Below are 26,743 nucleotides of genomic sequence, written 5' to 3'. Positions count from 1 at the left end.
ATGCCGCTGTTAATTAAGCGGTACTGTCAAAGGGGAGTTGTTATCGCAACTCCTCTTTCCAGTTTTAGTATAGCATAAACTAATTCTTTATCTACTTACTTTTTCGTTCTTTCAACCACGTTTTTCTTGTTCCACCAATCAGCAAAGGTACTGTTTCATGTTTGACTTCACTGTATTCTAAACCAAACCATGTTTCTGGCGTCGTAGCGATTTTCTTGATGGCAAGTTTAGCTTGCATGATTTGTCGTTCCCATTTCCCAAGAGTTGTTACATTGGAAACTACTTCGTCGATCAAGATGAATTGGAAATCGCCGACTTCTCTTCCTGGAGTCAATGAATACGTCTGTGGTTGTTTTGGTAGACGACCTTGTTTCATTAAATCGTGGATGATTTGTCGAACGTAGACATTGATTTCTTGTTGCACGCGGAATCCTAAGAACAGGTTCACTTGAACAACGAAATCGGTCCCCATCATATCCACTTGATATTCTTTCGTATAGGGTTCATCGGTTACTTCTACGTGGACAAACCAATAGGCCTTCGCCCGCTTTGGTCGTTTATCTAAAATGGAATACACGAACTGACGACCGACCTTCCCATCTGCCATATCTGGCACTAAGAAAACTACATTCGTTTGATACATTGGTAAGGTCTTGTCCTCTTTCAATGCTTGAAGCTGTGGAATATATTCTTTTAACGCCACTTCTTCTGCGACCGATTCACGAATAATATTTCCTTGTTCCCAAACAAACATGACTGCTAGAATGACTAAAGCAATCAACACAGCGACAAAACCGCCATGGAAGAACTTCACGATACTTGAAATAAAGAAGACGACTTCGATTGCCCCAAAGAAGAAGGTAATTGTATGCGCCAACCACTTCGGATAGCCAGTTTGGAGCAAATAGAAATAAAGTAAGGCAGTCGTCATTAACATTGTTACGGTAATGGACAGCCCGTACGCAGCTTCCATATGATGCGAGGTTCTGAAGGTCACAACAACAAGTGAACAAGCAATCCATAGAATCAAATTCACTGCCGGAATATACATCTGTCCAATACTGCTTCCAGGATACATGATTTTCAACCGAGGCAATAATTTCAATTTGATTGCTTCTGAAACTAGAGTAAATGACCCAGTAATTAGCGCTTGCGAAGCGATAACAGCCGCAATCGTTGCAAATATGACCCCAATGACAGTAAAACTAGCGGGCATCATTTGGAAAAATGGATTCAAGTTTTCGATTGCTTGTGTTTCTGGATTTTGATAGACATTCAACAACCATGCTGCCTGCCCAAAATAATTCAATACCAAACATACTTTGACATATGGCCAACTTAAACGGATATTTCGTTTTCCGACATGTCCTAAGTCAGAATAAAGCGCCTCTGCCCCAGTAGTAGCTAAAAAGATATTTCCTAGAATGAATAAACCTAGCTTATTATCAGGACTAAATAGCAACTGGATCGCATAATAAGGATTTAAGGCACGGATCACTGTCCAGTCTTGACTGAAATTAAACAAGCCCATCGCGCCTAAAAAGGTGAACCATAAAAACATAATCGGGCCAAATGCTTTCCCGACGACTTCTGTACCAAATCGTTGGACCATGAATAACACAAAAATAATAACTAAAGTAATAATGACGATGATGTTCTGGTCATTTCCGAAACGGTCAAAGAATTGTGGAATCCCACGTAATCCTTCAATAGCGGTCGTAACCGTTACAGCAGGTGTCAGTACGCCATCTGCTAACAATGCTGCGCCACCGATCATTGCAGGTATGATCAGATATTTACCGCCTTTTCTAACCAAAGTATATAAAGAAAAGATACCACCTTCCCCATGGTTATCTGCATTTAATGCAATCACGACATATTTGATCGTCGTTAATAATGTCAAAGTCCAAAAAATCAAGGAGACTGCTCCGATAACAAAATCTGGGTTGATCCCTCGCAAGCCGCCATTGTCTTCTACGATTGCTTTCATTACATAAAGCGGACTCGTACCGATATCTCCATAAACAACTCCCATGGCTACGAGTAACCCTGCCATCGAGATTTTTTTTGTGTTATGCTTTGTTGTCACTGTTCCCCCTCATTTCTCCAATCCTATGATTGACCTAAATTCCACCTAATTATCCAAGTATTCAACGTCGGTGTCAATAAATCAGCTAAAAATAACCGATTCAACGATGCCTTCTTAAATAATCAGCAGTAAATGAGTAGAGAGCTAAACAAACGAGTGCCCCGATCAAGGATGGGATAAGATAAAAGCCACTGATAGATGGACCTAGATCGCCTAACACAAATTCACCTAACCAACTTCCAAAGAAACCAATGATAATATTTCCAGTGACACCTCCTGGTACATCTTCATTAAGAACAGCTCCAGCAATGAATCCTAAAATGCCACCTACTATCAATGAGAATAAAAAATGGATCATTTCCATTCCTCCTTTTGCACTTTAAATAACTAAGTGTTTTTTAAGAAAATTTAAATTGACCCTTTATGTCTTTTCTTTATCGATTTTAAAAAATAAGCGTACTACTTTTGAAAATATAAAATTATTTTCGTAGTAGTACGCTTATTAAAAAACTTTTATCTTAAAACGATGGAATTACTTCTTGTCCTCTTCGTTCAACATTGCTTTTCTTGAAAGATTCACACGACCTTGTTTGTCGATCTCTGTCACTTTCACCAACACTTCATCGCCTAGTTTCACAACGTCTTCTACATTGTTTACACGTTCATTCGCTAATTGAGAAATATGGACTAAGCCGTCTTTCCCTTTGATCAAGTTGACAAATGCACCGAATTTTTCGATACGAACAACTTTACCAAGGTAGACTTCGCCAACTTTGACTTCTTTTGTCAAATCTTCGATGATCTTGATTGCTTTTTGGATCATTTCTTTATCAGAAGAAGCAATACTTACTTTACCGTCTTGATCGATATCGATCTTCACGCCTGTTTCATCAATGATTCCATTGATCGTATCGCCACCTTTACCGATGACATCTTTGATTTTCGCAGGATCGATTTGGATCATTTCGATTTTCGGTGCATATTGGCTAAGCTCTTCACGTGGTGTAGCAATCGTTGAAGTCAATTCTTCTAAGATTTCCATACGTGCTTGTTTTGCTTGTGCCAATGCTTCTTTTAAGATTTGTTCCGTGATACCTTGGATCTTGATATCCATTTGTAGTGCTGTGATTCCATCTTTTGTTCCGGCAACTTTGAAGTCCATGTCGCCTAAATGGTCTTCTAGACCTTGGATGTCTGTTAAAATCGTGTAGTTTTCACCATCAGATACTAATCCCATAGCAATACCAGCAACAGGTGCTTTGATTGGCACACCTGCGTCCATCAATGCTAAGGTACCTGCACAGATACTTGCTTGAGAAGATGAACCATTCGATTCAAGCACTTCTGCCACTAGACGGATCGTGTAAGGAAACTCTTCTTCTGAAGGGATCACTTGTGCCAATGCACGTTCACCTAATGCACCATGACCGATTTCACGACGACCTGGTGAACCGGCACGACCAGTTGAACCCACAGAAAATTGTGGGAAATTGTAATGGTGGATGAATCGTTTGCTGACTTCTACACCTAAGCCATCAATGATTTGGTGTTCCCCTAAAGGTGCCAATGTACATGATGATAGTGCTTGAGTTTGTCCACGAGTAAATAATCCAGAACCATGAACACGTGGCAACAAGCCAACTTCTGATGCTAAAGGACGGATCTCATCTAATTTACGACCATCAGGACGGATTTTGTCAATCGTGATCAACTCACGAACGACGTCTTTTTCAAGATCTTCCGTAATTTGTTTCACTTCTTTTAGTAATTGCGCTTCCTCTTCATGACCCGCAAATTTCTCTGCATAAGCTTCGCGAATATCGATTTTCACTTGGTCGATATTATCTTCACGAGCTAATTTTTCTTCTGTCATGACCGCTTCTTTCATCGTGCCATACGATGCATCAAAAATTTCTTTTTTCAAGTCAGCATCGACTTGTAATAAAGAAACTTCCATTTTTTCTTTGCCGACAGCTTGAACGATTTCTTCTTGGAATGCGACTAATTCTTTGATTGCGTCAAATCCAAATAATAATGCGCCCAACATATCTTCTTCTGAAACTTCTTTTGCGCCACTTTCAACCATGTTGATTGCTTGTTTTGTACCAGCTACGCTTAATTCGATATCGGTAGTCTCTGCTTGTTCAACTGTTGGGTTCAAGACATATTCGCCATTGACACGGCCAACTTCAACACCTGCGATCGGTCCATCGAATGGGATATCTGAAATCGATAAAGCTAGTGAAGAACCTAACATTGCTGCCATTGCTGGAGAACAATCTGTTTCTACGCTCATCACGATATTTGTGACTTGGACTTCATTACGGAAACCTTCCGCAAACATTGGACGGATCGGACGGTCGATCAAACGAGCAGTCAAGGTTGCTTCCGTACTTGGACGACCTTCACGTTTGATAAATCCTCCTGGGATCTTACCAGCTGCATACATTTTTTCTTCATAATTGATCGTCAATGGGAAGAAATCTGTATCTTTCGCTTCTTTTGAAGCAACTGCCGCACTTAATACGACCGTATCCCCATAACGAACTAATACTGCTCCATTGGCTTGTTTGGCTAATTGGCCAACTTCGATCTCTAAGGGACGTCCGCCCCATGTCGTTTTAAAAACTTGTTTTTCTGACATAAATACTCCTTTTCTTTCTCGTGAACGCTAGACGCTACTAAACAAATGAAAACCGCGAAAGCGACCTTTTGCACCTTTCATTTGGTTAGTAGGAGTCCATCGAGCTGATTCACAGAAATGTTTGATAGTTTAAAGTAAAAAAGTGAGATTCACGCGAACCCCACTTTCTGTTAAAAATTAACGGCGTAAGCCTAGACGTTGGATCAATTCACGGTAACGTTGAACGTCAGTTTTACGTAAGTAAGCTAACAAGTTACGACGATGACCAACTTTTTTCATCAAACCACGGTATGAATGATGATCTTTTTTGTGAACACGTGCATGTTCGTTCAAGTGGTTGATTTCTTCAGTTAATACAGCGATTTGTACTTCTGGAGAACCAGTATCTCCTTCATGACGTGCGTAATCTTTGATGATTTCGTTTTTACGTTCTTTTGAAATTGCCATTTCTTTCACCTCGTTTAATTATTCCCCTGTGACTGAGTAAAACGTTGGTGATTCGTTTAACCAAGTAACAGGACATATGCTTTAAACATACAGCTATACTTTACCTGAATCTTTCTAATAAATCAAGTGTAGAATCCTTAAGAAAATCTAGTTGATTAAACAATCAGGCTACTACTTTTTCAAATTTATGGTAAACTATTAACCGAAAAGAGAGTGTTTGATAAGAAAGGGGTACATATTCCATGATCACAATGGATGATATTATTCGAGAAGGCAATCCAACATTACGTGAAGTAGCGCAAGAAGTCGCTCTTCCACTCAGTGAGGAAGATCTTTTATTAGGAGAAGAAATGTTGGAATTTCTTAAAAATAGCCAAGATCCAATCAAAGCAGAAGAATTAAATTTACGTGGTGGTGTCGGCCTAGCTGCGCCCCAGCTTGATATTTCAAAACGGATCATTGCGGTCCACGTACCAAATCCAGATCCAGAAATCACAGAACCGACGTTGAGTACGGTCATGTATAACCCAAAAATCTTGAGCCATTCCGTCCAGAATGCTTGCTTAGGCGAAGGTGAAGGCTGTTTATCAGTCGATCGTGAAGTTCCTGGGTATGTTGTGCGCCATGCAAAAATCACGCTTTCGTATTATGACAAAAACGGTGAGAAACAAAAAATCCGTTTAAAAAATTATGAATCCATCGTGGTGCAACATGAAATTGACCATATCAATGGTGTAATGTTCTATGACCATATCAACGACCAAAATCCTTTTGCCTTAAAAGAAGGCGTCTTGGTGATCGAGTAATCATGGATAATCACAAAAATGAACAGAGAGTAGCAGCTTCAACTGCTTTTCTCTGTTCATTTTTTTATCATCACTTACTTTTCCCGCTCGTTCTTTCCTTGTTTTTTTGATTGATCTGTTGAGTGATTTGAACTAACTGGAATGGTTTGTTGAATGAGCTGATTCAATGATGGTTTTAGCTTTCCTTCATCGATCACCGGCTCCGTGATGATTCTTCTTCTTTCATTCTCTTGATTTATTTCTTCTTTCTTTTCTTCCAGACAGCAAATGATATGTTGGGTGATTGCCTTGGCGCGATCGATTTTTATGAACAGTAAGCGTTCTTTGAATCGTTTAATCTGGTTTTCTATCCATCCGAATTGACTGTCTAGTCTAGAAGATGGAACGTTCTGAATCTCTTTTTTCAAAAGCACGCCTTTCGGTTCAATCAAATAAATTGAGTTCGGGTGTGGCTCATGATTCGGTTGGATCTTCCCACCATTTGCTAGGATCTCTTGTATATAATAATCCATCGCGAACATGTTCCGAATCACCTTATACCACGTTTTTGATTTTATTGGAGAATCTTCTCTATTTTCCGGCAATTTGCCCATTCGATAAAGATAAAAATCGAAAATGTAATCGAACAATTGATTCCACTCAGGATTCTCTCCCTTTACTGCAGAGAGAAATCTTTTTCTCATTTCTAAGGTAGCCCTATTATGGTTCGGATTCCAACTGATTGACAGATCTTCTCTATCTACTGAAAAGATGCTTTCTCTACAATTGGATAAAATGACTTTTAACAGAATTAGGCAGAAGTCGCCCATCCTCTATAGGTGGGTGATGAATGCCGTTCGGTATGAGAGTTACCGTTGGTAACTCGAAGACCGACAACTAAGGCGTATTGCTTTTTTATTTTGTCTCATGTTAAAATCAGTCTATACAAGAAATGAGTTGATATAACATGGAATTAGACACAAATAACCATTCAGTATTTCTTCTTTATTATCACCTTGTTTTAGTAACGAAATATCGTAGACAAGTAATTGATAATGAAATATCTAACTACGCTAAAGCGACTTTTGAAAGAATCTCAGAATCGTATCACATCACTTTAGTTGAGTGGAATCATGATAAAGACCACGTTCATATTATGTTCAAAGCTCAACCAAAAACAGAATTGACAAAATTTATCAATGCCTATAAAAGTGCTAGTTCACGTTTGATAAAGCGCAATTATCCAAGAATCAAACAATTTCTTTGGAAAGAAATGTTCTGGTCAAAAAGTTTTTGTCTTTTGACAACTGGTGGAGCACCAATTGATGTGATTAAGAAATATATTCAAAATCAAGGAAACAATCATAAATAGAAAGCAGGCGAGCTTTATGGAGCGACTAAAAGCATATAAATTTAGAATCTATCCAACAGAAGAACAAGAAACCTTCTTTGCTAAGTCTTTTGGCTGTGTCCGTAAGGTCTACAATCTAATGCTTGATGACCGAATGAAAGCTTATAAAGAAACTAGGAAAAATTCCTCTAAAAAAATGAGTTTTCCAACGCCTGCAAAATATAAGCAAGATTTTCCGTTCTTGAAAGAAGTGGATAGTCTTGCTTTAGCAAATGCACAACTCAACCTAGATAAGGCGTATAAGAACTTCTTTCGCGATAAGTCCGCCGGATTTCCTCGTTTTAAAAGCAAGAAAAATCCAGTTCAAAGCTATACGACTAACAATCAAAATGGAACAATCGCTTTGATTGATAATCAATTTGTCAAACTTCCTAAGTTGAAGTCGTTAGTTAAAATTACGCTCCATAGACAACCTAAAGGTCTGATCAAATCCGCTACAATATCACGTCATTCTAGCGGTAAATATTATATTTCTTTATTGTGTAAAGAAGAAATAGCTGAGCTTCCTAAAACTAATTCCGCTATTGGAATTGACCTTGGTATAACTGATTTTGCAATCCTTTCTAATGGTCAAAAGATTGATAACAATAAATTCACGTCAAAAATGTCAAAAAAACTAAAACGTGAACAACGTAAGTTGTCAAGACGTGCATTATTAGCTAAACAAAAAGGTATCAATCTGTTTGAAGCTAGAAATTATCAAAAACAAAAACGTAAAATAGCACGACTACATGAAAAAGTAATGAATCAACGCAATGACTTTCTAAACAAGTTGAGCACAGAGATTATCAAAAATCACGATATGATCTGTATAGAAGACTTAAATACAAAAGGTATGTTGCGTAATCATAAACTAGCAAAAAGTATTTCGGATGTTTCATGGTCTAGTTTTGTGACTAGGTTACAATACAAAGCTGACTGGTACGGTCGAAAAATTATCGAAGTGGATAAGTGGTTCCCATCTAGTCAAATCTGTTCGAATTGTGGACACAAAGACGGCAAGAAATCTCTAGAAATTCGAGAATGGACTTGTCCTGTTTGTCATGTTCATCATGACCGAGATATCAATGCTAGTATCAATATTCTGACCGAAGGTCTAAGACTACATTCTATGGGATTAGCTTAGATCCAATCATCAAAAACCGTAGGAACTACGGGGATAGCTTGGTAAATAAGAGAAACCGCTGTGAGTAAAGAAATACGCTTGCAAGTATGCTCTATTCCCAAGAAGCTCCCACTTCAAGCGTTAAAAACCGGTAGGTTTAGCTAAGTGGTGAGTAGTTCACAATCATATCGTTCTTCAAAAAACAAAGTACTCAGCTCTTTGATCCTCTGTTTAGGGATAATTTGATAGACAACATTGTCGTCATAGTAATTGGTCATTTTATCGACAGTCAACACTATGAAATCATGTTCTTTTTTATACACGACGAATCCCATCAGATGTTGGTATACATTGATATCCTCACTAAGAGGAACAACCATGGAAAAAAGCATAAAATCGGTTGGATCATCATTTACTAGCTTCTCTAAACTTGCTCGTAATTGGTTCTCTTCAGCAAAATCAAAGTACGCCTTCGTTCGCTCCAGTGATCGAATGATATTTTGCTTCGAATTTCTATCAATAAAAAAATCATCTTGGTCTTGTTCTAGCATTTTTATGTACGTGGATATCAACAATTTATAGTCATCATTCTGGTCAAAATTTTTGTCATTTGGTTTTAAAGCTAACGACAATGCGAGCATATCCACTCTTTTTTCAAACTCATGCTTCTTTTGTTCATCTAACATTTTCTATTTCCTACTCTCTACAAAGTGAATGCTTCTTGTACTTGAAGCGGTTATTTCTCTTGCTGAATCCGTTCTCTTTTTACTTTTGGCTGTGTAAAAGAAGAACGTGTTGCTCGATAAACTCAGGTACAACCTTACACTGAAAAAAAACAATCGTTGCTACATCTTTCTTACTTTACTCATCTCATTGATATTTTCGGAAATTTTTTTGTCTAATACAGTCTTTGACTCCATCAGGTCACTACCGAGAGACACTTAGTGGTTGCTGCCTAGATATAGTATGACCTGTTGATACTCTTCTCTTTTGACTACTCGTTCTTTAAAATCATTCCTGTTTTCAGTCATCTTGTCCTCCTCATTTTAATTGTGCCCATTCATTTATTCTGATTTTTTGATGAGTTACAGATAAAAAGCTTAGCTAATCAACGGTCCGACATTGTTTTATGTTGGTAGGTTGTTTTCTGGTACATCCCGAGATTCTTTCCAAATTTAATTGGTCGAAAATCAGTTAATAATGTAGCCATCCTAACTTTTTCTGGATTGGTTTGTTTGGTAGTTTCATTTTTTGCTGGAGCGCTTCTCCCTTTTTCAAATAGATTATTGAACCGAGTCACAACACTACTAAAGCAATGGGTTTTACTTTTAGCTTCCTCTCTAGTGTTCGTGCTTCGATCCTTCATCCCCACCATTTTTATTTGATACGATTGACTTTTTCTTTGGATTGATTGATCGGTAGCTTGATCAATCAATCGTTTTATTGGTTTGTGTAGTGGATCTAGCCTCACTTCGCCTCTGGTATTAGGTGCTGTTCTTCCAAATAGCGTACTTACATTTTTGTACAGCTTAAACTCATCTAAGGATTCTTTAAGTACACCTTCCTTGTTTTGTGAATTTTCTTTTCCAAATAAGATTCTTTTGAAACTATCTAATTCATTTTTCTGTTCATTTGAACTCATGTTGGCCACTACAACTTGACCTTCTTTTACTACCGTGCTTAATTGGGTAACGACACTTTTGAAATCTTTAAGGTTATCAGTGACTACTACCTTAGCTTTTTGTGGTTGGATCTTATCTAGCGAAGTGAATGTCCGCTCACATTTCTTGGCCTCTTCATTTAATGGTGGAAGCACATCAATAGTTGCTTTTTTGGTTATCCCTACATGTGCAACCACTATAGGAAAGGGTTCATTTTTGATAACTGATTGTGGTATACGATTTGCCCATAATTCCGGATCACGCTCCCATGGTGCCACTACTCTTTGCCCATTTTCCCAAAAAACAAATCTACCTTGTAGTTGATTTCTTTGAAGATATAAGACTCGCAGCGCATGATCGAACACATCATTTCTAAAACCGTCAATTGTTTGATCCATCTGATGGCGAAGCGAATCTAATGGTACCCATAGCTCAACATCTTCTCTTTTTTTAACAGCTTCAATCAGGATCAATTCAAAACGGTGGATCAAGGGGTTTTGGCTCCCCGCATCTGCAATCTCTTCAAAGACTTGATTAGTATATTCTATTGTTTGTGTATACTCTTGCCTCTCTCCCAGTGATTGCATTGGATAAACAGCGTTTGTGTCCAAATCTATGCTATCTCTTATTACTTGAGTGATTTCTTTAAGTAGAGGATTGTTCTGTATTGCTCTTTCTAAATTCTTGGAATTAAATGAACGTTTTCTTAAGGCGTGAAAAATCAATTCTATGTAGATTTTCGAATCATGGGGTATCTTTTTTTGTCTAGGATCTAAATGATCCAATCTTTCCATTAAGCCTTTTCTATCCTGTTCGTCACCAAAAATCAATACGTGTTTTAGCTTCTCGACTTTTTTTTCTATTGGAAAAATCGTCTCCGGTTGATAATGAATAGATGCAGGGTTGCTCAAGTTCTGCTCCAACCTTATTTCTTTCCTTTTTTCTTTTAATACTTTTCGTCGGTGTAATTCCTCCGTTACTTCATGCTCTTTCTTTTCTAAGCTAGATAACATTCGCTGGATCATTTCCTTAGCTATTGTAACTTGTATAAATGGTAAACGACCATTTATTGTATCGGTTATGGACTTTTGCTGATAGAGATATTCTTTTAAATCACCAGAAGAAATTTCTGCAAGCTTACTTGTGGTATGAATACCTAGTGATTGAATGATATTGCTGGATTTTTCTTGGATCAAGTTTTCATCTATAGTTGGAAGTTGGCCAGGATGATTGAATATTGCTGAAATATATGGATCTTCCTTAAAAAGAAACTGGATTTGTAGATGCCATCGACGTTTTTTTGTATCAATATTTTTTAAAAACTCACTTTTAAGTTGGCCTTTTTTATATAAATAATAAATAAAGATATAATCGAGCTGCCGATTCCAATCTGGATTCTTTTCTTTCAAAGCACTAAGAAATCTATTGTGCATTTCCAAAGACGGTTCAGCATGTTTTGAATGCCATTTAGGTGTCACTTGATTATTCATCTCTAAAGAAAAGATATCTTTCCTACAATTGAATAAAATTGTTTTTAGCGAAGCATCAACTTCGCTAACTGAACAATTCCCACTCTTTTGTTCTTTCATCGTGATGGCTGGTATACCGATTGATTCGTTTTGGGTTGAAAGAGTTGCTAACCTTCTCAATACAAAATATGGTTTGCGAACTTCATGAAATCGCTCTTTAAGAAACAGTTCACTTAGTTCCAAAATTTTTGTTGGCGGAATCTCAAAATAAGAAACCGTGTGATCATCGAAATTTTTTTCTTTATCCACCTTCATAATTATAAAAGAATCATTTTTTTTATAGACTGTTAATCCACATATATGAGGTGATACTGCCCCATACTCTCCTGGATAAAATGAAGAGGGAATAAGCATGAAATCTGTTGGATCATCATTTCTCAGTTTTTCAAAGATCATTTGCACTTGTTCTTTTTTCTCAAAATCATAAAAATCTTTTGTTCGCTTTAGCGATTCCATGATATTTTCTTTTCGTTCCTTTTCAATAAAAAAATTGTCTTGATCCTCACGAATCATTTGAATATATGTTGAGAATAATAATTGATAGTCTTTATTTAAACCAAAATGATTGATATTTTCTTGTAGTGATAAAGATAAAGCTAATATATCTAATTTTTTTCTGAATTCGTTCATTGTTTGATCTATCATAGTTGACCTCCAAATCGTCTTATTTTTATCTATTCGTCTCAATGGTGTGTCAGTATGTATTTTTTGATTCAGTCAGCGACAATGTTCCATCTGACTGATTCTTTGTTTACTTTGCGATTGGCTATTCGTCTTTGCATATGTTTTCAACTGTTTCAATTCTTTTTTCTCAGTAAGCATAGACGCTTCTGGTTTTACCAGGCTCTTTGACTTAGGCTGATAGGTCGCCCAAAACTCAGGATCAGACTCCCAAGGTGGAGAAACAAATTTTTTCTTTTCAATAAAAACGACTCGCTGCTTGAACCGCTCCCAGTTCCGATATAGATAGCGTAGTTCACTTCCAGTAATGCCGGGGACTTTTTTTACTACTCTTAAATCACAAAGTTCGTCTAATAGAAAGACTACTGTTACATGTTGAGACAACAAAGTAAGTTCTAGCCCGATTTTACAGCCTTTTTTTATGAAGTGTTGTTTGATCTCTGGACGATCAAATTGGGTATAGTCTTCTGAAATGACCTCTTTAAAGATGTTTTTCAATTGAAATTTTTCAATCGTTTGTGTGACATGATAATATGTTTCCCACAATGGTAAATAGCGTTCCTTTTCGGGCAAGTAATCAATCCAATGACTAAAAAATTCTTCTCTACTTTCTTCTGTAGGACAATGTTTTATATGTTCAAAAATACTTTCCATTAAAATATCATTATACTTATCAATATGAACATCATTTGTGTCCTTATATTGGAAATGCTTTAGCAAAACTTGATCTTCATAGTTAAAGTGGATACGTGCTACTCGTAATCCGTAGATTAGAAGATGGCTCTCTGACGGGGAAATAGCCGATGATTTTCTCAAATTATTTTCCACACAATTTCTCCATAATCTAGCATTTCTTTCCCAAGGAGCTGCGACGGTTTGTCCATTCTCCCAAAAGACAATTGACGCTTTGAGTTTGTCTTTTTCATGATATAAACTGCGTAACGTAAAATCTGTATATCTGTTTTGCTTTCCTTGGATCGTTGCTGCAAAATTCCCACCATAAGAATCTAAAGATATCCAGATGACAAGATCACTTCGATTTTTCGCAACTTCAATCATTAATAATTCTGTTTTTTTTAACAATTGTATTCGTAGACTATAAGTTAAAGTATCTTTCATTGAGTAATTGGCAAATTGTCCTGTTTCCTTGTATTGTTGATACTCCTCAAGAAACGGCTCCGAGTAGATCCTGTGTAATTGAAATCTTGGGTCCTCCATCATGATGGCTTGAATATCTTCCCAGAGTGGATATTTGCTGCCTGCTTTTATTTGGTCAATCAACTCTTTGGGTTGAAGAGAGAAATTCTCAAAAGGTTGTTGAATGAGATAGTCGACTAACTCTTCCATATAAACCAATGGGTCATACGGATTTGTTTTTTCCCTGAGTTCTCTATCATTCAACTGTTGTTCCAAATTGCTTTCAGTTGCTCCAAAGCAAAGAATTGTTTTTTGATTTGTTCCTCGAAGCATTTTTCTCCCTCTTTCAATAAAAGTATTTGTAGCATTTCTGTTCAGTATAGTTAAAGTTTTGCCATGGTATAAATCAATTATTTTATAAATAAAGAAAAAATGAGATTGAGATAGAAGTAAAAACACTCCTATCTCAATCTCATAAAGTAAATTATTGATTCCCTTCAAACAAGATGCCTGCTTCTGCCAAGCCTTGTTTGATTTGTTGCAATACTTCCTTATGTGAGTAACGGATCGTATGCAAATGGATCCCATCCGTTAATTCAGACAATAACGAAGCCTGACTTTTCCGATAACGTTTCATAAATGAACGAATATCTTCTGCTGTCTTGATATGAAGCATTCCTGTCAGTTCGCCGTACAAGGGATGCTCAACGATGACGTCTAGTATCTCGCCACCATGAGCAACGATCAACTGTAGTTCTTCCTCTGTTTGTTCTCTCTGATGTTGTACCGCGATTTTACTGATGAACCCATTTTTGTCTTGTTCATCTTCCAAAAGATATCCTCTGGCCGTCGCCACGATCGCTTCTCCTGCCGCTCGTAGCAACGCAATGTCTCCTACAATGATTTGGCGGCTGACACCAAAACGAGTAGCAAACTTACTGGCACTGACAGGTTTCTCTGCATCAACTAGCGTTTCAATAATTTCTTTTCGGCGAGTTTCTCCTTCAATCATTTATCTACTCCATTCGTTTCTTTTGATAGTTTCGTGAGTGCTTCATGATATCTGCATAAGTAGCTAAGATCGTCTCACTATATTCTGGTGTTTTCAACCAACTGGCAACTTTATCCAACACTTGTTGCTCTCTTTTTTTATCATAAACCGCTTGGTTAGTTGCTCGTTTGACATCACCGATCTTCGTGACGGTAGCCATTCTTTTTTCAAGTAGTTCTACTAATTGGTGATCGATTTGATCAATCGATTGTCTCAACTCTTCCAATGACTCTTCAGGCATTGGTTCATCGATGCGTTTGATGATCCGTGCCGGATTCCCTGCGATCACTACATTATCTGGGAACGATTTGGTCACGACTGCTCCCGCCCCGACCACGACATTGTCTCCTAAAGTCACTCCAGGAGTGATGATCACTCCACCACCTAGCCACACATTATTGCCGATTTCGATTGGTTTAGCAAATTCTAACCCACTATTTCGCTTCACTGGATGTAGTGGATGTGTGGCAGTATAAAGCTGAACATTAGGGGCAAACATGCAGTTATCACCAATTTTGATCGTACTGACATCTAAGAATGTACAATTAAAGTTCGCATAAAAATTCTCACCTACGTAAATATTATAGCCGTAATCAAAATTGATCGTTGGTTCCATATAAATCTTCTCGCCGGTAGCACCAAATGTCTCTTTAAGTAATTGACTGCGAAGTTCACTTGTTTCCGCTTGGTTGATGATCTGGCTTTGACTTCGAGCAAATTTTCTATCGGCTGATAATTCTGGATCACCCGCAAAATAAAGTTCGCCGGCAATCATTTTTTCTTTTTCTGTTTTAGCTGTCATTTTACACTCTCCTGTACTTTTTTGAACACCTTCGTTCCATCTGTTTGGACAAATCGGTACGCCTCTGATAAATAGACAGGGGTCTGATTGATGACTAATAGCTTCGCTTGTGGTGAGCGAAACTGGATCAAATCACAAAAAGGATGGACTTGGAAACTTGTCCCTACAATCACAATCAAGTCGGCCTGACTGACAGCAAAAGCTGATTGCTCTAATACTTCATCCTGGAACCCTTCTCCATATAACACAATATCTGGGCGAATCTGGCCACCACACAGTTGATGCTTGTCACTGGTCAGATAATCTTGCCAGTCAACAGGTTGATGGCAGTTTCGACAATAACAATGATACAGATTCCCATGAAAATTAACTAGTTTTTTACTTCCAGCTTTTTCATGTAACCCATCGATATTTTGCGAAACGACCCATACCTCTTTTTCTTTAGCCAACTCTACGATTTCTCGATGGATGATATTCGGGCGTGCTTCGGGATGATAAAGATGTTTGAGAAACGAATAAAATTTTTGTGGTTCTTCATCCATCGCTTGATGACTCAACAAATATTCTGGACGATCCATCCCTTGGTAAACACCGGTTAGTGAACGGTAATCGGGTATTCCAGAAGGTGTGGACACACCTGCCCCTGTTAGAAAGGTCAGTTTTTGACTTTCAATTATCGCTGTCGCTGCTTCTTCAATTGTTTGTTCCAACATTTATCACTCACCTCTCTTCTATTATAATCGAAATAAAATGAAACATACCCTCAATCGAATGAAAATTCAGAGATTTTTTTTGAGAAAATACTCACAAACATCACTGACAAAACAATGAAAACGTGCTACAATACCAATGATCTGTATATTTTGAGTATGAAATGAGGTGAATCAATATGGTTGCATTCTTAATTTATTGGGGCGTTATTTTAGCATGTATCGCTTGGTTAGCATTAAGTATTTATTTCTCTATCTTCTATTTAGTACGTAAAGAAAATGGAAATCTATGGGCGTTTGCCTTTTTCAATGTATTGGCAGCAATTGTTCTAGCAATTACATTAGTTGTTTATCGCACATGGGGCTGGGGGATCACACAATACTCTAGTTTGATCTATCTCGTTTTAGCTATTTATGGGGTAACAGTTATTTTACAAGCCATTCTTGGTCGTGAACCTAAGAAAGCTACAGCTTAAAATACTTTTAGATAAAAAAGGAAACAGACTGCGTGATTTTGCAGTCTGTTTTTCGTTATTTTACTATCATTTAAGTGTTGCATAAAATGTATAATTATTCTTTTTTTGAAAACATTCTCTTTTCCTTTTTTCATGAAAGAAATTAAATAAACAGGATATTTCTTTATTTATCAACTTTTTTCTGCAAAAATGTAGTTTCTCATTGACAAAGTGGCTACTCTATCGTAGACTATTTTTTGTATAAATAACTGAATACGAGATGCCTCAATCAATGAGGTAGAGGTCGCGAGAATCATTAAACCTGTGGAGTGAAGCAAACATGTGGAAGCAGGGCTAGGGAGGATCGCCGAAATGTACTTTTTTTTGCTTAAAAAGTATGTTGGGACGTAAGTTAACAGCTTACGGACTGTCTTAGCAGTGATGCTAAGTTGCGCTATGTTTTGTGAGAGGTTTATCACTCTGTGAAATTTAGCGGCCCTTTTGTACCTACAAAGCGGTCGTTTTTTATTTCTCCTTGATAAGCAACTGCAATGCATGTATTCGACCACTCGTGTCAAGGCGCTTTGGTTATCAGCCAAAGAAGCTGAGCGAACGTTGGTCTTATCAGTATATGCCTGAAGGACCACGTACGTGAACAAACAAAAAGGAGAAGACAGATGAAAAAAAATTCAGTTACACTCACTCTAATTTTTACGTTTATTCTATCGATCTTTAGCTTGACCACTTTGGCTCATGCAGATGATAAAACACCGAGCGATCAATTTCGTGTCGGAATGGAAGCTGGTTATGCGCCCTTTAACTGGTCTCAACAAACAGATGCAAACAATGCCTATCCAATTCAAGGACAAAACAGCTTTGCTGGCGGATATGATGTCCAAATTGCCAAAAAGGTAGCTGAAGGTTTAGGTAAAGAACTAGTCATTGTCCAAACGAAATGGGACGGTTTACCGCCTGCCCTTCAATCTGGAAAGATCGATGCAATCATTGCCGGCATGAGTCCGACGGCAGAACGCCAAAAAGAAATCGACTTTACTGATCCATACTATGAATCAGAACTTGTGATTGTCGTACAAAAAGATGGTAAGTTTGCGAATGCGACTAGCTTAGAAGATCTTTCTGGCGCAAAAATCACTGCACAATTGAATACATTCCACTATAACGTGATCGATCAGATCCCAGGAGTGGACAAGCAACAAGCAATGGATAACTTTTCAGCCATGCGAACAGCACTAGCTTCTGGCATGATTGACGGTTATGTTAGTGAACGTCCAGAAGGGGTAACCGCCACAAGCGTCAACCCAGCCTTGAAAATGCTCGAACTAGATGAAGCAAATGGCTTTCAAACAAATCCCGAAGATGTCCAGATTGCTGTAGGGATGCGTAAAGGTGATCCTGATCTTCAACAAGTCAACCAAATATTAAGCGGCATTTCTCATGATGATCGTATTGCTATCATGGACCAAGCCATTGAAGACCAACCTGCGTCAACGGATGGAGATGCAGAAGAAACTGGCTTGCTCCATGATTTCAAGACGATTTGGGATCAATATGGCAACATGTTCTTACGCGGAGCTGGTTTGACACTATTTATCGCATTGATCGGTACAGTTGTAGGAACAACATTAGGTTTATTGATTGGCGTCTTTCGCTCAATTCCAGAATCTGATAATAAAGTGACACGCTTCTTCCAAAAAGTAGCTAATTTCTTATTATCTGTTTATATCGAAGTCTTCCGTGGTACACCAATGATGGTTCAAGCCATGGTCATCTTCTATGGATTGGCTCTAGCCTTTGGTATTTCTCTGGATCGCACGATTGCTGCGTTGTTCATCGTTTCGATCAACACTGGTGCGTATATGACTGAGATTGTACGTGGTGGGATTTTTGCAGTAGATGGCGGACAATTTGAAGCAGCCCAAGCGATCGGCATGACCCACAGTCAAACGATGCGTAAAGTAGTGATTCCGCAAGTATTGAGAAATATTTTGCCGGCTACCGGAAATGAGTTTGTTATCAATATCAAAGACACCGCCGTATTAAGTGTCATTGGTGTAGCAGATCTATTCTTCCAAGGAAACTCTGCCTCTGGTGCCAACTTCCAATTCTTCCAAACATTCACGATCGTTGGGATCATCTACTTGATCATGACCTTCACGATTACAAGAATCCTACGTGTGATTGAGAAGAAAATCGACGGACCTACTGCGTATACAAAAATTGAAGAAGTCAACAACGCGAACCTACAGGAATAAGGAGGCAGTCCTATGAGTGAGAATATCATCGAAATCAATCATTTAAGTAAAAAATTCGGCGACAATGAAGTGCTGAAAGATATTAGCATGACCGTCAATAAAGGGGAAGTCGTGACCATCATCGGTTCCTCTGGTTCAGGTAAATCAACATTCTTACGTTGTATCAATTTACTAGAAAAACCATCAGGCGGCGAGATCATTTACAACAACGAAAACGTCTTAGCACCAAAATATAATTTACCAAAGTATCGGACAAATGTCGGTATGGTTTTCCAATCTTTCAATCTTTTCAATAATATGAATGTTTTAGAAAATTGTATTTCTGGACAAACCACTGTCTTAAAAAGAGAGAAAGAGCATGCCCGTAAAGTGGCAATCGAAAACTTAGAAAAAGTCGGTATGAGACAATACATCGAAGCTCGTCCTTCTCAACTATCCGGTGGTCAAAAACAACGGGTCGCTATCGCTCGTGCTCTATCAATGAACCCTGATGTGATGCTCTTCGATGAGCCAACTTCTGCCCTTGATCCTGAAATGGTCGGTGAAGTATTGAATACGATCAAAGATCTAGCCCATACTGGACTGACAATGATCATCGTAACCCATGAAATGGAATTTGCGAAAGAAGTATCTGACCGAGTGATCTTCATGGATAAAGGTGTGATTGCGGAAGAAGGAAGTCCTGAAGATATCTTCGTTCATCCAAAAGAAACACGTACGAAAGAGTTCTTGTCACGCATTTTGAATAACTAATAAAGTATCAAATCACCCTTAGTATTCAAACTACCGCAACTTGATTGAGCAAGGTCATCCTACTCAAAAAGTTGCGGTTTTTCTTTTTATTTATTGTTTTTGTTCCGATCGCTTTATCGGTTGAACTTTTGCGCAACCTCACGTAACATGTGGTTGTGAGAAACCTCTTCAAATTAAGAAGATTCAGATATTGGAGTGATCTTTTGACTAACATTTTTTCGAGGCAGTGAAAACACGCTACTTATTCCTCTCACAGGGTTAGCAGTCGTTTCGTCAATGTGTAGCATCATTCTAGAGAATTCGATAATTTTCAGAAAATTGTTGCAATTCATCACATAATTTGTTACTTTTAACAAAATACAAAAAAGTAAAGGAGTTTTCTATGTCAAAAAAATTATCATTCAAAGAAAATCTATTCATCGGTTCCATGCTATTTGGCCTATTTTTTGGAGCTGGTAATCTTATATTTCCTGTCCATATGGGGCAAGAAGCTGGTGCGGATATCTTCTGGGCAAATCTTGGCTTTTTAGTTACAGGGATCGGTTTACCCTTCTTAGGTGTCATTGCGATCGGTGTTTCCAAAACCTCTGGTGTCTATGAATTAGCACAACGAATCAATAAAACTTATGCACTTATTTTTACTGTCTTACTTTATTTAGTCATTGGTCCATTTTTTGCCTTACCACGTTTGGCAACTACTTCTTTTGAAATTGGCTTAGCACCTTTTATTCCAGCAGAAAATCAAACATTATTTTTAGCTATTTTTAGTTTCTTATTCTTTTTAGCTGCTTGGTGGTTATCCAAACGTCCAACTAAAATCTTGGATTATGTTGGTAAATTTTTGAATCCCGCATTTTTAGTATTACTAGGTATCTTGCTATTACTTGCTTTTATCAACCCACTTGGCTCAGTAGCGGATGCGCCTGTCCAACCTCACTACCAAAACCAAGCATTCTTCACTGGTTTTACACAAGGATACAACACGTTGGATGCGTTAGCTGCCTTAGCTTTTGGGATCATTATCGTCACGACGATTCGCGGCATGGGTGTCACAAAGCCTTCTGATATTGCAAGAGATACGATCAAATCAGGCGCGATCAGCATCGTTTTGATGGGGATCATCTATACCCTACTTTCTTATGCAGGAACAATGAGTCTAGGAACATTCCCAATGAGTGCGAATGGTGGTATCGCCTTGGCACAAATTGCTGATCACTATTTAGGAACTTACGGGAGTATCCTATTAGCCTTTATCGTGATTCTTGCTTGTTTAAAAACAGGTATCGGACTGATTACTGCATTCGCAGAAACATTCACTGAATTGTTTCCTAAAAGAAGCTATCTATTCTTTGTAACCGGAACAAGTTTATTAGCATGTTTAGTTGCAAACGTGGGCTTAACGAATATTATTCAGATCTCTTTACCGGTCTTGATGTTTATTTATCCATTGGCAATGACCTTGATCTTACTTGTATTGTTTGGCCCATTATTTAAACAACGTACTTCTGTTTATCGAATGACCACATATTTCACATTACTCGCTTCCATCGTGGATGGACTGAATGCTTGTCCTGATTCAATTAAGCAAACAAGTTTCGTCAAAGGAATTTTAACATTCGCTGATTCCTATCTCCCATTCTTCTCATTAGGAATGGGCTGGATCACACCAGCAGTGATTGGCTTTATCATCGGATTACTCTGGAGTTTCTTTAAAAATGAAAAAAAGTCTGACTTGATTGTTAGCTAACAAAAAAAAGAGATGTTTAACTTTTTGTATAAAAAAATTAACAACTTTGGTAAACTTTCGTCACAAAATATTCACAACTCACCTTTAATATATAAGTATACCAACAAACAACCCTAACAACACTTTTTCATTTTTAACTCCTTTCCTGCTAGCTCCCCGGCTAGCAGGTCCTTTTTTTTATTCATACCGATCCAACAAATCAAGTTCTTTGAGAATCTTTAGATTCTCTCTCTAGTAAGAAAAACATATAAAAAGCTATGAAAAAGCAATCTACTTTTTCATAGCTTTTATTCTTATTTAGATAATCGCTCTTGGTCTCCCGTAGGTGAAAGACTAGTGATTTTTTCGATTTGTTCAATTGGGACGATTCGGATTTGTTGCTCTTGGTTTTGCAAGCGAATCATCACTCGGTCATGCTCAACTGTTTTCGTTGCCACCCAACCGGAAAAGGTTTCGTACTTATTGCTTAGTGGATTCTCGCGCACTTGTAGAATCACTAAACTATTCTGAGCTGCAGCTTTCTGGAGTTCGAGAATGAACTCCCCTTGTAACCGTACATTCTCAGCTTTTTCTTCTGTGTCATTCACAAATGAATCAAAAAGTTGAAACGAAGTATTAGTCACTAACTTTGTCAGTTTCTTCATTGGTGATACTGTTTCTTCATCCATTGAATGTACCCCTCCCTTAGCTAAGAATATGTTACTTAATTACTCCTATTTTATCCAATTTTTCTTAAAAAAACAAGAATATAGTTTATTTTATACCAACTTTTACCTAAAACTACCAAACAATACATGTGTTATTTTAAGTCGTTTTTCACCCATAATTCAAGCCATTTTTCTAAGCCTTCATTGACCAATCGATAGGTTTCTTCAAAGTTATTCGTGTAATATGGATCAGGTACATTTTGTGCTTTTTTGCCAATGATTGGACTCAGAAATAGTTGGATTTTCTCTTGCGCTTCAATAGGCGCAAGTTGCTTTAAATCCGCCACATTTGACTGATCCATACCGATGATCCAATCAAATTTTTGGAAATCTTCTCGACGTATTTGGCGAGCAATCATTTCTCGCGTATCAACGTGCTCTTTTGCCAAGATCGCTTGTGTCCCTGGATGAGGAGCACTACCTACCTCATAGGTGCTCGTTGCAGCCGAATCAATGACGAAGGAATCCGTCATATCCTTTTCTGCCACTTTCTTTTTTAATAACCCTTCTGCCATAGGTGAACGACAAATATTTCCCAAACAAACAAATAATACTTTCGTCATAGCATTCTCTCCTTTTGTATTCCTATTTTTGGAATCAATGAAAAAAGGTCATTCGTCTTTTATTTCCTGTTCTTCTTCCAATGCATACAACCGATACGAATACAATTCAGTATCTTTGGCTAAACGAAAGAACTGCATTGCAACTTCTAAGGGTGTTTCTGTATAACCTTGTGTGATCCAATTGACTAAGACTCCACTACAACCATAAGAGAAAAAACGAGCATAAAATAATTTATCTTTAGAAGTTAGTTGTTTTTCTTCATCCATTTGCTCAAATATTTTAATAAATGAGGGTTGGATCAACGCAGAAAATTGCTTTTGCAGAATCTCCTGTTCTGAACTAACGGTACTTGAATAGAACTGTTTATTTTCGGCAATGGCTTTTAACATCAGCAATGCTTGCTCTTCCCAATTGTCGAGAGAAAGCGATTCTGTTTTTAGGTAATGCAATGAATCTTCATAGTACACCCAACGCAATAAATCATACTTATCGGTGAAATGATAATAAAATGTTTGTCGGTTGATGCCTGCTTCGTGTGCGATCTGTTGCACACTGATTTTGCGAAAAGGCTGTGTTTCGCAAAGCGACACCAAGACTTTTTTGATCATTTGTTTCGTATGTGAAGCGTCTCCCACAATGATCCCTCCCATCTCTTCAATCATTATTCTACTATTTGCTCTTTCAATAGAAAAGAGTGATCACACTTGGTAGTCATAGCCAAAGTGTTCATACGCATAGGCGGTAGCGATCCGCCCACGAGGAGTCCGTTTCAAAAAGCCTTTTTGGATCAAAAAAGGTTCATACATATCTTCGACTGTTTCTCGCTCTTCTCCAATATTAACGGATAAAGTGCTTAGACCTACTGGACCCCCACCATACAGCTCGATCATCGTACGTAGCAATTTCTGATCGACATAATCCAATCCCGCTTGATCGACCTGTAAGAGTGTCAATGCGCGGTCAGCAATCAACTGATCGATCTTGCCATCTCCTTGTACTTGGGCAAAATCACGCACTCGTTTTAACAAGCGATTAGCGATCCGCGGGGTTCCTCGGGAACGTCGTGCGATTTCTAAAGCCCCTTCGGTGATGATCTCCGTTTGAAAAATATCGGCAGATCGTAAAACGATTTCTCTTAAATCTTCTTCTTCATAGTATTCCATGTGAGCAATGATTCCAAAACGGTCACGTAAAGGTGCAGACAGCATCCCTGCTCGAGTCGTTGCACCGATCAACGTGAAAGGTGGTAACGGAAAATGAACGGGGTGAGCAGTCGGCCCTTGCCCTACCATGATATCTACATAGAAATCTTCCATCGCCGAATAAAGCATTTCTTCTGCCACGCGAGGTAAGCGATGGATCTCATCAATAAACAAGACATCCCCTGCTTCTAGTTCATTCAAAATTGCCACCAGATCTCCTGGTCGCTCAATGGCTGGTCCACTTGTCGTACGGATATTGACTTGCATCTCGTTTGCGATGACCATAGCCATCGTTGTTTTCCCCAATCCCGGAGGACCGTATAACAAGACATGATCTAGCGGTTCTTCACGATTACGTGCCGCTTCGATGTAGATACTCAATTCTTGTTTTACTTTATGTTGACCGATATATTGCGCAAGCAATTGAGGGCGCAAAGATTTTTCTAAACTTAATTCATTCTCACCAGGTTCTGGTGAAAGAAGATGTTCATCTGTCATCAAGCGTCCTCCTTACTTTTTCATCATCAATTTCAATGCTTGCCTTAAATACTCATCCGTTGTTTGATTGTCGATTTCTTTAAGTTGTTTCTCTACTCGTTTGATTTCACGCTCACTGTAGCCGAGAGCGGCTAAAGCTTCCATTGCCTCTGACAAGGCACTTGCATCTTGAACCGTTGCTTCATCAAATAAAGAAAATGGCGTATCGATACTCAACTCGCCAAACTTGCCTTTTAGATCCAAGATCATTTGTTGTGCTGTTTTTTTACCTACACCTGGGAACTTCGTCAAGTAAGTGACATCGCCAGTTTCCACCGCTTGGATCAAGCCAGAATGATCGTCACTCGCCATGATCGCTAATGCACTTTTCGGTCCGATCCCTGAAACACTGACTAATCGTAAAAACAATTGTTTCTCGTCGAGTGAATCAAAACCGTATAGTAAATGTGCATCTTCACGGATGACTTGATGGACATAGATTTTTACTTCTTTATCTAACTTACTACTATAGCGATAAGGGTTACCTAACGCAATTTGATAGCCCACCCCTTGCGTTTCTACAACGATATAATACGGACTGATAAAAGTCACCCTGCCTCTTAGATATTCATACATTGAAATTTCCGTTGCCAAAAATCTATAAATATCTATAACCAACTATAATAGTTGTCAGATTGATGTTTGTTTCCTGTTTCTACGTGCCCGATTTTGCCCATTGCTCGCTACTCTCGTTTGTTCTAACACTCCACAGGCGTCAATTCGGATACAACGAATCCTACATATCTACGTTTTTCGTTTCAGTAGAAGCTCATCGATCAAGCAATATAACTAGCTAAATTTAAACTTGCATGATAATCTCTATCCGCTGTATAACCGCATTCTTCACAATGATAGGTGCGGTCAGACAATTTCAAATCTACTTTCTTATGCCCACATTCATGGCATAGTTTGGAGCTTGGATAGAATCGATCCGCCTCTACTAATTCAATGCCGTAATCTTCACATTTATACTGTAGTTGGCGTTTGAACTCATAGAACTTTTGTTGTGCGACTGATTTCGCTAGATGCTTATTCTTCATCATTCCTCTTACATTCAATGTCTCGACAACGATTTTCGATGGCTTGGTTTTCACGATCTCTGTCGTTGTTTGATGGATGTAGTTCTGACGAATATTCGCTAGTCTTCGATGTATATACCGGATTTCCTTTTCTAATTTATAGATGTTACACGTTTTGACAAATCGGTTTCCCTCCTTATTCATTTCATATTTTCGAGAAACTGTACGCTGTAACCGACGTAGTCGTTTCTCAATCTTTTTCACTTTTTTTGTTTTATTAATATTTTTGTAGACTCTTCCATTAGAAACAGTCGCTAAGTCTTTGATACCAAGGTCAATCCCCAGTGTCTCACCTGTTAAGTGCTGTAATGGTTGCTCTTTATCAATTCCAACTGAAAGATACCAATACTTTCCATCAAAACTAACTCGTGGATTAAAATACTTTGTATTCCTTGGGATTTGTTCGTTGGTTTTTACCCAACCGATTTTTTCAAGTAAAACTGATTTTGTTTTCACTTTCAGCTTGATGTTGTCATTATAAAAAGCTGGTTTCGTCTTCTTTCTTAACTTGAACCGTGGCTTTTCAACCTTTAAACGACTTTTTCCTATCCTACCACCAAACCATTTTTTATAGGCATCGCAAGCATCTTTTACTGCCTGTTTCGCAATGTTATTGGAAACATCGTTCAGCCAAGCATACTTAGGACGCTTTTTGATTTTAGTAATATGCTTTCGTAAATGATTGTTGACGATAAATTTTCCGCCAAATCGATGATTCATTTCTTGCATCTTTAGTGTCCAGTTAAATATCCAGCGAGCTGTCCCGCTTGATTGCCACAGTTTTTTTTCTTGCTCTTTAGTTGGTCGTAGTCTGACTTTTTTGGCTCGTATCATCTTTCATCAATTCCTTAATCATTTTCTTCGCTTTATTTGCTCGATTTCCCTGCCATATTTATTGCAAAGGTTATCAATAAGCTCATACTCGAAACGAATGAACCGGTCTTTGTATAGAATGACTACCTTTTCTATTTCTCCGTTGGTCATTCAATCGATCAACTGATTTAACCCTTCGGATATCCTCGCGCAATCATGTAAGTTTTTACATTCTCAATCTGACGTTCTAAGTCATCTTTTTGTTTGAACTTCCTCTACAATAGCCAATAATTTTTCGCTTAGGTTTCTTTCAGCAATTCCTAAAAATTGATTTCGTTGTTCTTCAGAATAATAACGAGTACCACCTTGCGAAATATGAGCAGGTGTCAATTCACCTTATTTATCCCAGTTTCTTAAGGTTTGTGATGTTACGACTCTCTGTTTTTCAAATTATCCTATTGAGTACATAGCCATCGTTTTTTACCCCAATATGAGCATCCTACATATCGATAATAAAGACTACAGATTTATAGATCATTATAGATACTAATTAACTGTTGT

At 38.0% G+C, this 26,743-nt stretch carries 24 protein-coding genes, 1 pseudogene and 1 riboswitch; of the genes and pseudogenes, 7 read left to right on the top strand and 18 right to left on the bottom strand.

Annotation, left to right across the window (positions count from 1 at the left end):
* Positions 1 to 91 precede the first annotated feature (91 nt).
* From IGJ14_RS00890 to rpsO, 4 genes are all read right to left on the bottom strand, one after another.
* Positions 92 to 2,089: a KUP/HAK/KT family potassium transporter gene (locus IGJ14_RS00890; protein WP_108145676.1), complete on the bottom strand. Its 1,998-nt coding sequence runs from the start codon at positions 2,087 to 2,089 to the stop codon at positions 92 to 94.
* Between the two features lie 100 nt (positions 2,090 to 2,189).
* Positions 2,190 to 2,447 (bottom strand): GlsB/YeaQ/YmgE family stress response membrane protein, encoded by a 258-nt coding sequence (locus IGJ14_RS00885; protein WP_019724327.1) that lies wholly within the window; start codon positions 2,445 to 2,447, stop codon positions 2,190 to 2,192.
* Between the two features lie 174 nt (positions 2,448 to 2,621).
* Positions 2,622 to 4,733, bottom strand: coding sequence for a polyribonucleotide nucleotidyltransferase (pnp, locus tag IGJ14_RS00880; RefSeq protein WP_019724328.1), 2,112 nt, complete (start codon positions 4,731 to 4,733; stop codon positions 2,622 to 2,624).
* A 177-nt stretch (positions 4,734 to 4,910) separates the two neighbouring features.
* Positions 4,911 to 5,180: a 30S ribosomal protein S15 gene (rpsO, locus tag IGJ14_RS00875; RefSeq protein ID WP_010734375.1), complete on the bottom strand. Its 270-nt coding sequence runs from the start codon at positions 5,178 to 5,180 to the stop codon at positions 4,911 to 4,913.
* A 242-nt stretch (positions 5,181 to 5,422) separates the two neighbouring features.
* Here rpsO and def point away from each other — a divergent pair, with 242 nt between their 5' ends.
* Positions 5,423 to 5,986 (top strand): peptide deformylase, encoded by a 564-nt coding sequence (gene def, locus IGJ14_RS00870; protein ID WP_010734376.1) that lies wholly within the window; start codon positions 5,423 to 5,425, stop codon positions 5,984 to 5,986.
* 74 nt (positions 5,987 to 6,060) lie between these two features.
* Here the strand turns inward: def and IGJ14_RS00865 are convergent, their stop codons facing one another.
* Positions 6,061 to 6,498, bottom strand: coding sequence for a hypothetical protein (locus IGJ14_RS00865; RefSeq protein WP_141566856.1), 438 nt, complete (start codon positions 6,496 to 6,498; stop codon positions 6,061 to 6,063).
* Between the two features lie 434 nt (positions 6,499 to 6,932).
* Here IGJ14_RS00865 and tnpA point away from each other — a divergent pair, with 434 nt between their 5' ends.
* Positions 6,933 to 7,337 (top strand): IS200/IS605 family transposase, encoded by a 405-nt coding sequence (tnpA, locus tag IGJ14_RS00860; RefSeq protein ID WP_019724606.1) that lies wholly within the window; start codon positions 6,933 to 6,935, stop codon positions 7,335 to 7,337.
* Between the two features lie 16 nt (positions 7,338 to 7,353).
* Positions 7,354 to 8,502, top strand: a complete 1,149-nt coding sequence (gene tnpB, locus IGJ14_RS00855; RefSeq protein WP_077152109.1) for an IS200/IS605 family element RNA-guided endonuclease TnpB — start codon at positions 7,354 to 7,356, stop codon at positions 8,500 to 8,502.
* A 140-nt stretch (positions 8,503 to 8,642) separates the two neighbouring features.
* Here tnpB and IGJ14_RS00850 read toward each other — a convergent pair whose 3' ends face one another.
* From IGJ14_RS00850 to IGJ14_RS00825, 6 genes are all read right to left on the bottom strand, one after another.
* Positions 8,643 to 9,167, bottom strand: coding sequence for a hypothetical protein (locus IGJ14_RS00850; RefSeq protein WP_195339470.1), 525 nt, complete (start codon positions 9,165 to 9,167; stop codon positions 8,643 to 8,645).
* A 422-nt stretch (positions 9,168 to 9,589) separates the two neighbouring features.
* Positions 9,590 to 12,316 (bottom strand): hypothetical protein, encoded by a 2,727-nt coding sequence (locus tag IGJ14_RS00845; protein ID WP_430608158.1) that lies wholly within the window; start codon positions 12,314 to 12,316, stop codon positions 9,590 to 9,592.
* Positions 12,317 to 12,388: 72 nt separating this feature from the next.
* Positions 12,389 to 13,822: a hypothetical protein gene (locus IGJ14_RS00840; RefSeq protein ID WP_019723280.1), complete on the bottom strand. Its 1,434-nt coding sequence runs from the start codon at positions 13,820 to 13,822 to the stop codon at positions 12,389 to 12,391.
* A gap of 151 nt (positions 13,823 to 13,973) precedes the next feature.
* On the bottom strand, positions 13,974 to 14,501 hold the full coding sequence (locus IGJ14_RS00835; protein ID WP_010734380.1) for a transcription repressor NadR: 528 nt from the start codon (positions 14,499 to 14,501) through the stop codon (positions 13,974 to 13,976).
* Between the two features lie 4 nt (positions 14,502 to 14,505).
* Positions 14,506 to 15,342: a chorismate mutase gene (locus IGJ14_RS00830; RefSeq protein ID WP_019723281.1), complete on the bottom strand. Its 837-nt coding sequence runs from the start codon at positions 15,340 to 15,342 to the stop codon at positions 14,506 to 14,508.
* Entirely contained in the window at positions 15,339 to 16,055 is a 717-nt protein-coding gene (locus IGJ14_RS00825) for an NAD-dependent protein deacylase (protein ID WP_019723282.1), read from the bottom strand. Before IGJ14_RS00825 ends, IGJ14_RS00830 begins: the two co-directional genes overlap by 4 nt.
* Before the next feature lie 176 nt (positions 16,056 to 16,231).
* Between IGJ14_RS00825 and IGJ14_RS00820 the strand changes: the two genes are divergently transcribed.
* The 4 genes from IGJ14_RS00820 (at position 16,232) to brnQ (ending at position 21,280) form a co-directional block, all read left to right on the top strand.
* The gene (locus IGJ14_RS00820) at positions 16,232 to 16,528 is read left to right on the top strand and encodes a hypothetical protein (protein WP_010734383.1); all 297 of its coding nucleotides are present in this window, start codon (positions 16,232 to 16,234) and stop codon (positions 16,526 to 16,528) included.
* Positions 16,529 to 16,797: 269 nt separating this feature from the next.
* A riboswitch (Lysine riboswitch) is annotated at positions 16,798 to 16,972 on the top strand.
* A gap of 212 nt (positions 16,973 to 17,184) precedes the next feature.
* Positions 17,185 to 18,780 (top strand): ABC transporter permease subunit, encoded by a 1,596-nt coding sequence (locus IGJ14_RS00815; RefSeq protein ID WP_010734384.1) that lies wholly within the window; start codon positions 17,185 to 17,187, stop codon positions 18,778 to 18,780.
* A 12-nt stretch (positions 18,781 to 18,792) separates the two neighbouring features.
* Positions 18,793 to 19,533, top strand: a complete 741-nt coding sequence (locus tag IGJ14_RS00810; RefSeq protein ID WP_010734385.1) for an amino acid ABC transporter ATP-binding protein — start codon at positions 18,793 to 18,795, stop codon at positions 19,531 to 19,533.
* A 382-nt stretch (positions 19,534 to 19,915) separates the two neighbouring features.
* Complete coding sequence (gene brnQ / locus IGJ14_RS00805; protein WP_195339471.1) at positions 19,916 to 21,280, top strand: branched-chain amino acid transport system II carrier protein; 1,365 nt, start codon at positions 19,916 to 19,918, stop codon at positions 21,278 to 21,280.
* Positions 21,281 to 21,573: 293 nt separating this feature from the next.
* Here brnQ and IGJ14_RS00800 read toward each other — a convergent pair whose 3' ends face one another.
* The 7 genes and pseudogenes from IGJ14_RS00800 to IGJ14_RS00770 all read right to left on the bottom strand — a co-directional run bounded on the left by IGJ14_RS00800 (position 21,574) and on the right by IGJ14_RS00770 (position 26,656).
* Entirely contained in the window at positions 21,574 to 21,948 is a 375-nt protein-coding gene (locus tag IGJ14_RS00800) for a hypothetical protein (RefSeq protein ID WP_019724219.1), read from the bottom strand.
* A 131-nt stretch (positions 21,949 to 22,079) separates the two neighbouring features.
* A complete protein-coding gene (locus IGJ14_RS00795) occupies positions 22,080 to 22,550 on the bottom strand; it encodes a low molecular weight protein-tyrosine-phosphatase (protein WP_019724220.1) in 471 nt (156 codons plus the stop codon).
* A 48-nt stretch (positions 22,551 to 22,598) separates the two neighbouring features.
* Positions 22,599 to 23,213 carry a TetR/AcrR family transcriptional regulator gene (locus IGJ14_RS00790; RefSeq protein WP_010734389.1) on the bottom strand — a complete coding sequence of 205 codons (615 nt, stop codon included), beginning with the start codon at positions 23,211 to 23,213 and terminating at the stop codon, positions 22,599 to 22,601.
* Positions 23,214 to 23,249: 36 nt separating this feature from the next.
* Complete coding sequence (gene ruvB, locus IGJ14_RS00785) at positions 23,250 to 24,251, bottom strand: Holliday junction branch migration DNA helicase RuvB (RefSeq protein ID WP_010734390.1); 1,002 nt, start codon at positions 24,249 to 24,251, stop codon at positions 23,250 to 23,252.
* A 12-nt stretch (positions 24,252 to 24,263) separates the two neighbouring features.
* On the bottom strand, positions 24,264 to 24,866 hold the full coding sequence (gene ruvA, locus IGJ14_RS00780) for a Holliday junction branch migration protein RuvA (RefSeq protein WP_029594232.1): 603 nt from the start codon (positions 24,864 to 24,866) through the stop codon (positions 24,264 to 24,266).
* Positions 24,867 to 25,066: 200 nt separating this feature from the next.
* The gene (locus tag IGJ14_RS00775; RefSeq protein WP_195339472.1) at positions 25,067 to 26,203 is read right to left on the bottom strand and encodes an RNA-guided endonuclease InsQ/TnpB family protein; all 1,137 of its coding nucleotides are present in this window, start codon (positions 26,201 to 26,203) and stop codon (positions 25,067 to 25,069) included.
* A pseudogene (locus tag IGJ14_RS00770) lies at positions 26,166 to 26,656 on the bottom strand (MerR family transcriptional regulator). The gene IGJ14_RS00775 and the pseudogene IGJ14_RS00770 overlap by 38 nt, the downstream one beginning before the upstream one ends.
* Positions 26,657 to 26,743: the final 87 nt, after the last annotated feature.

Source organism: Enterococcus sp. DIV1304_2 (genome assembly GCF_050555445.1).
GTDB classification, from domain to species: Bacteria; Bacillota; Bacilli; order Lactobacillales; family Enterococcaceae; genus Enterococcus_B; species Enterococcus_B pernyi.
The sequence above is the reverse complement of the archived record's forward strand: the minus strand, read 5'-3'. Positions and strand labels throughout refer to the sequence as shown.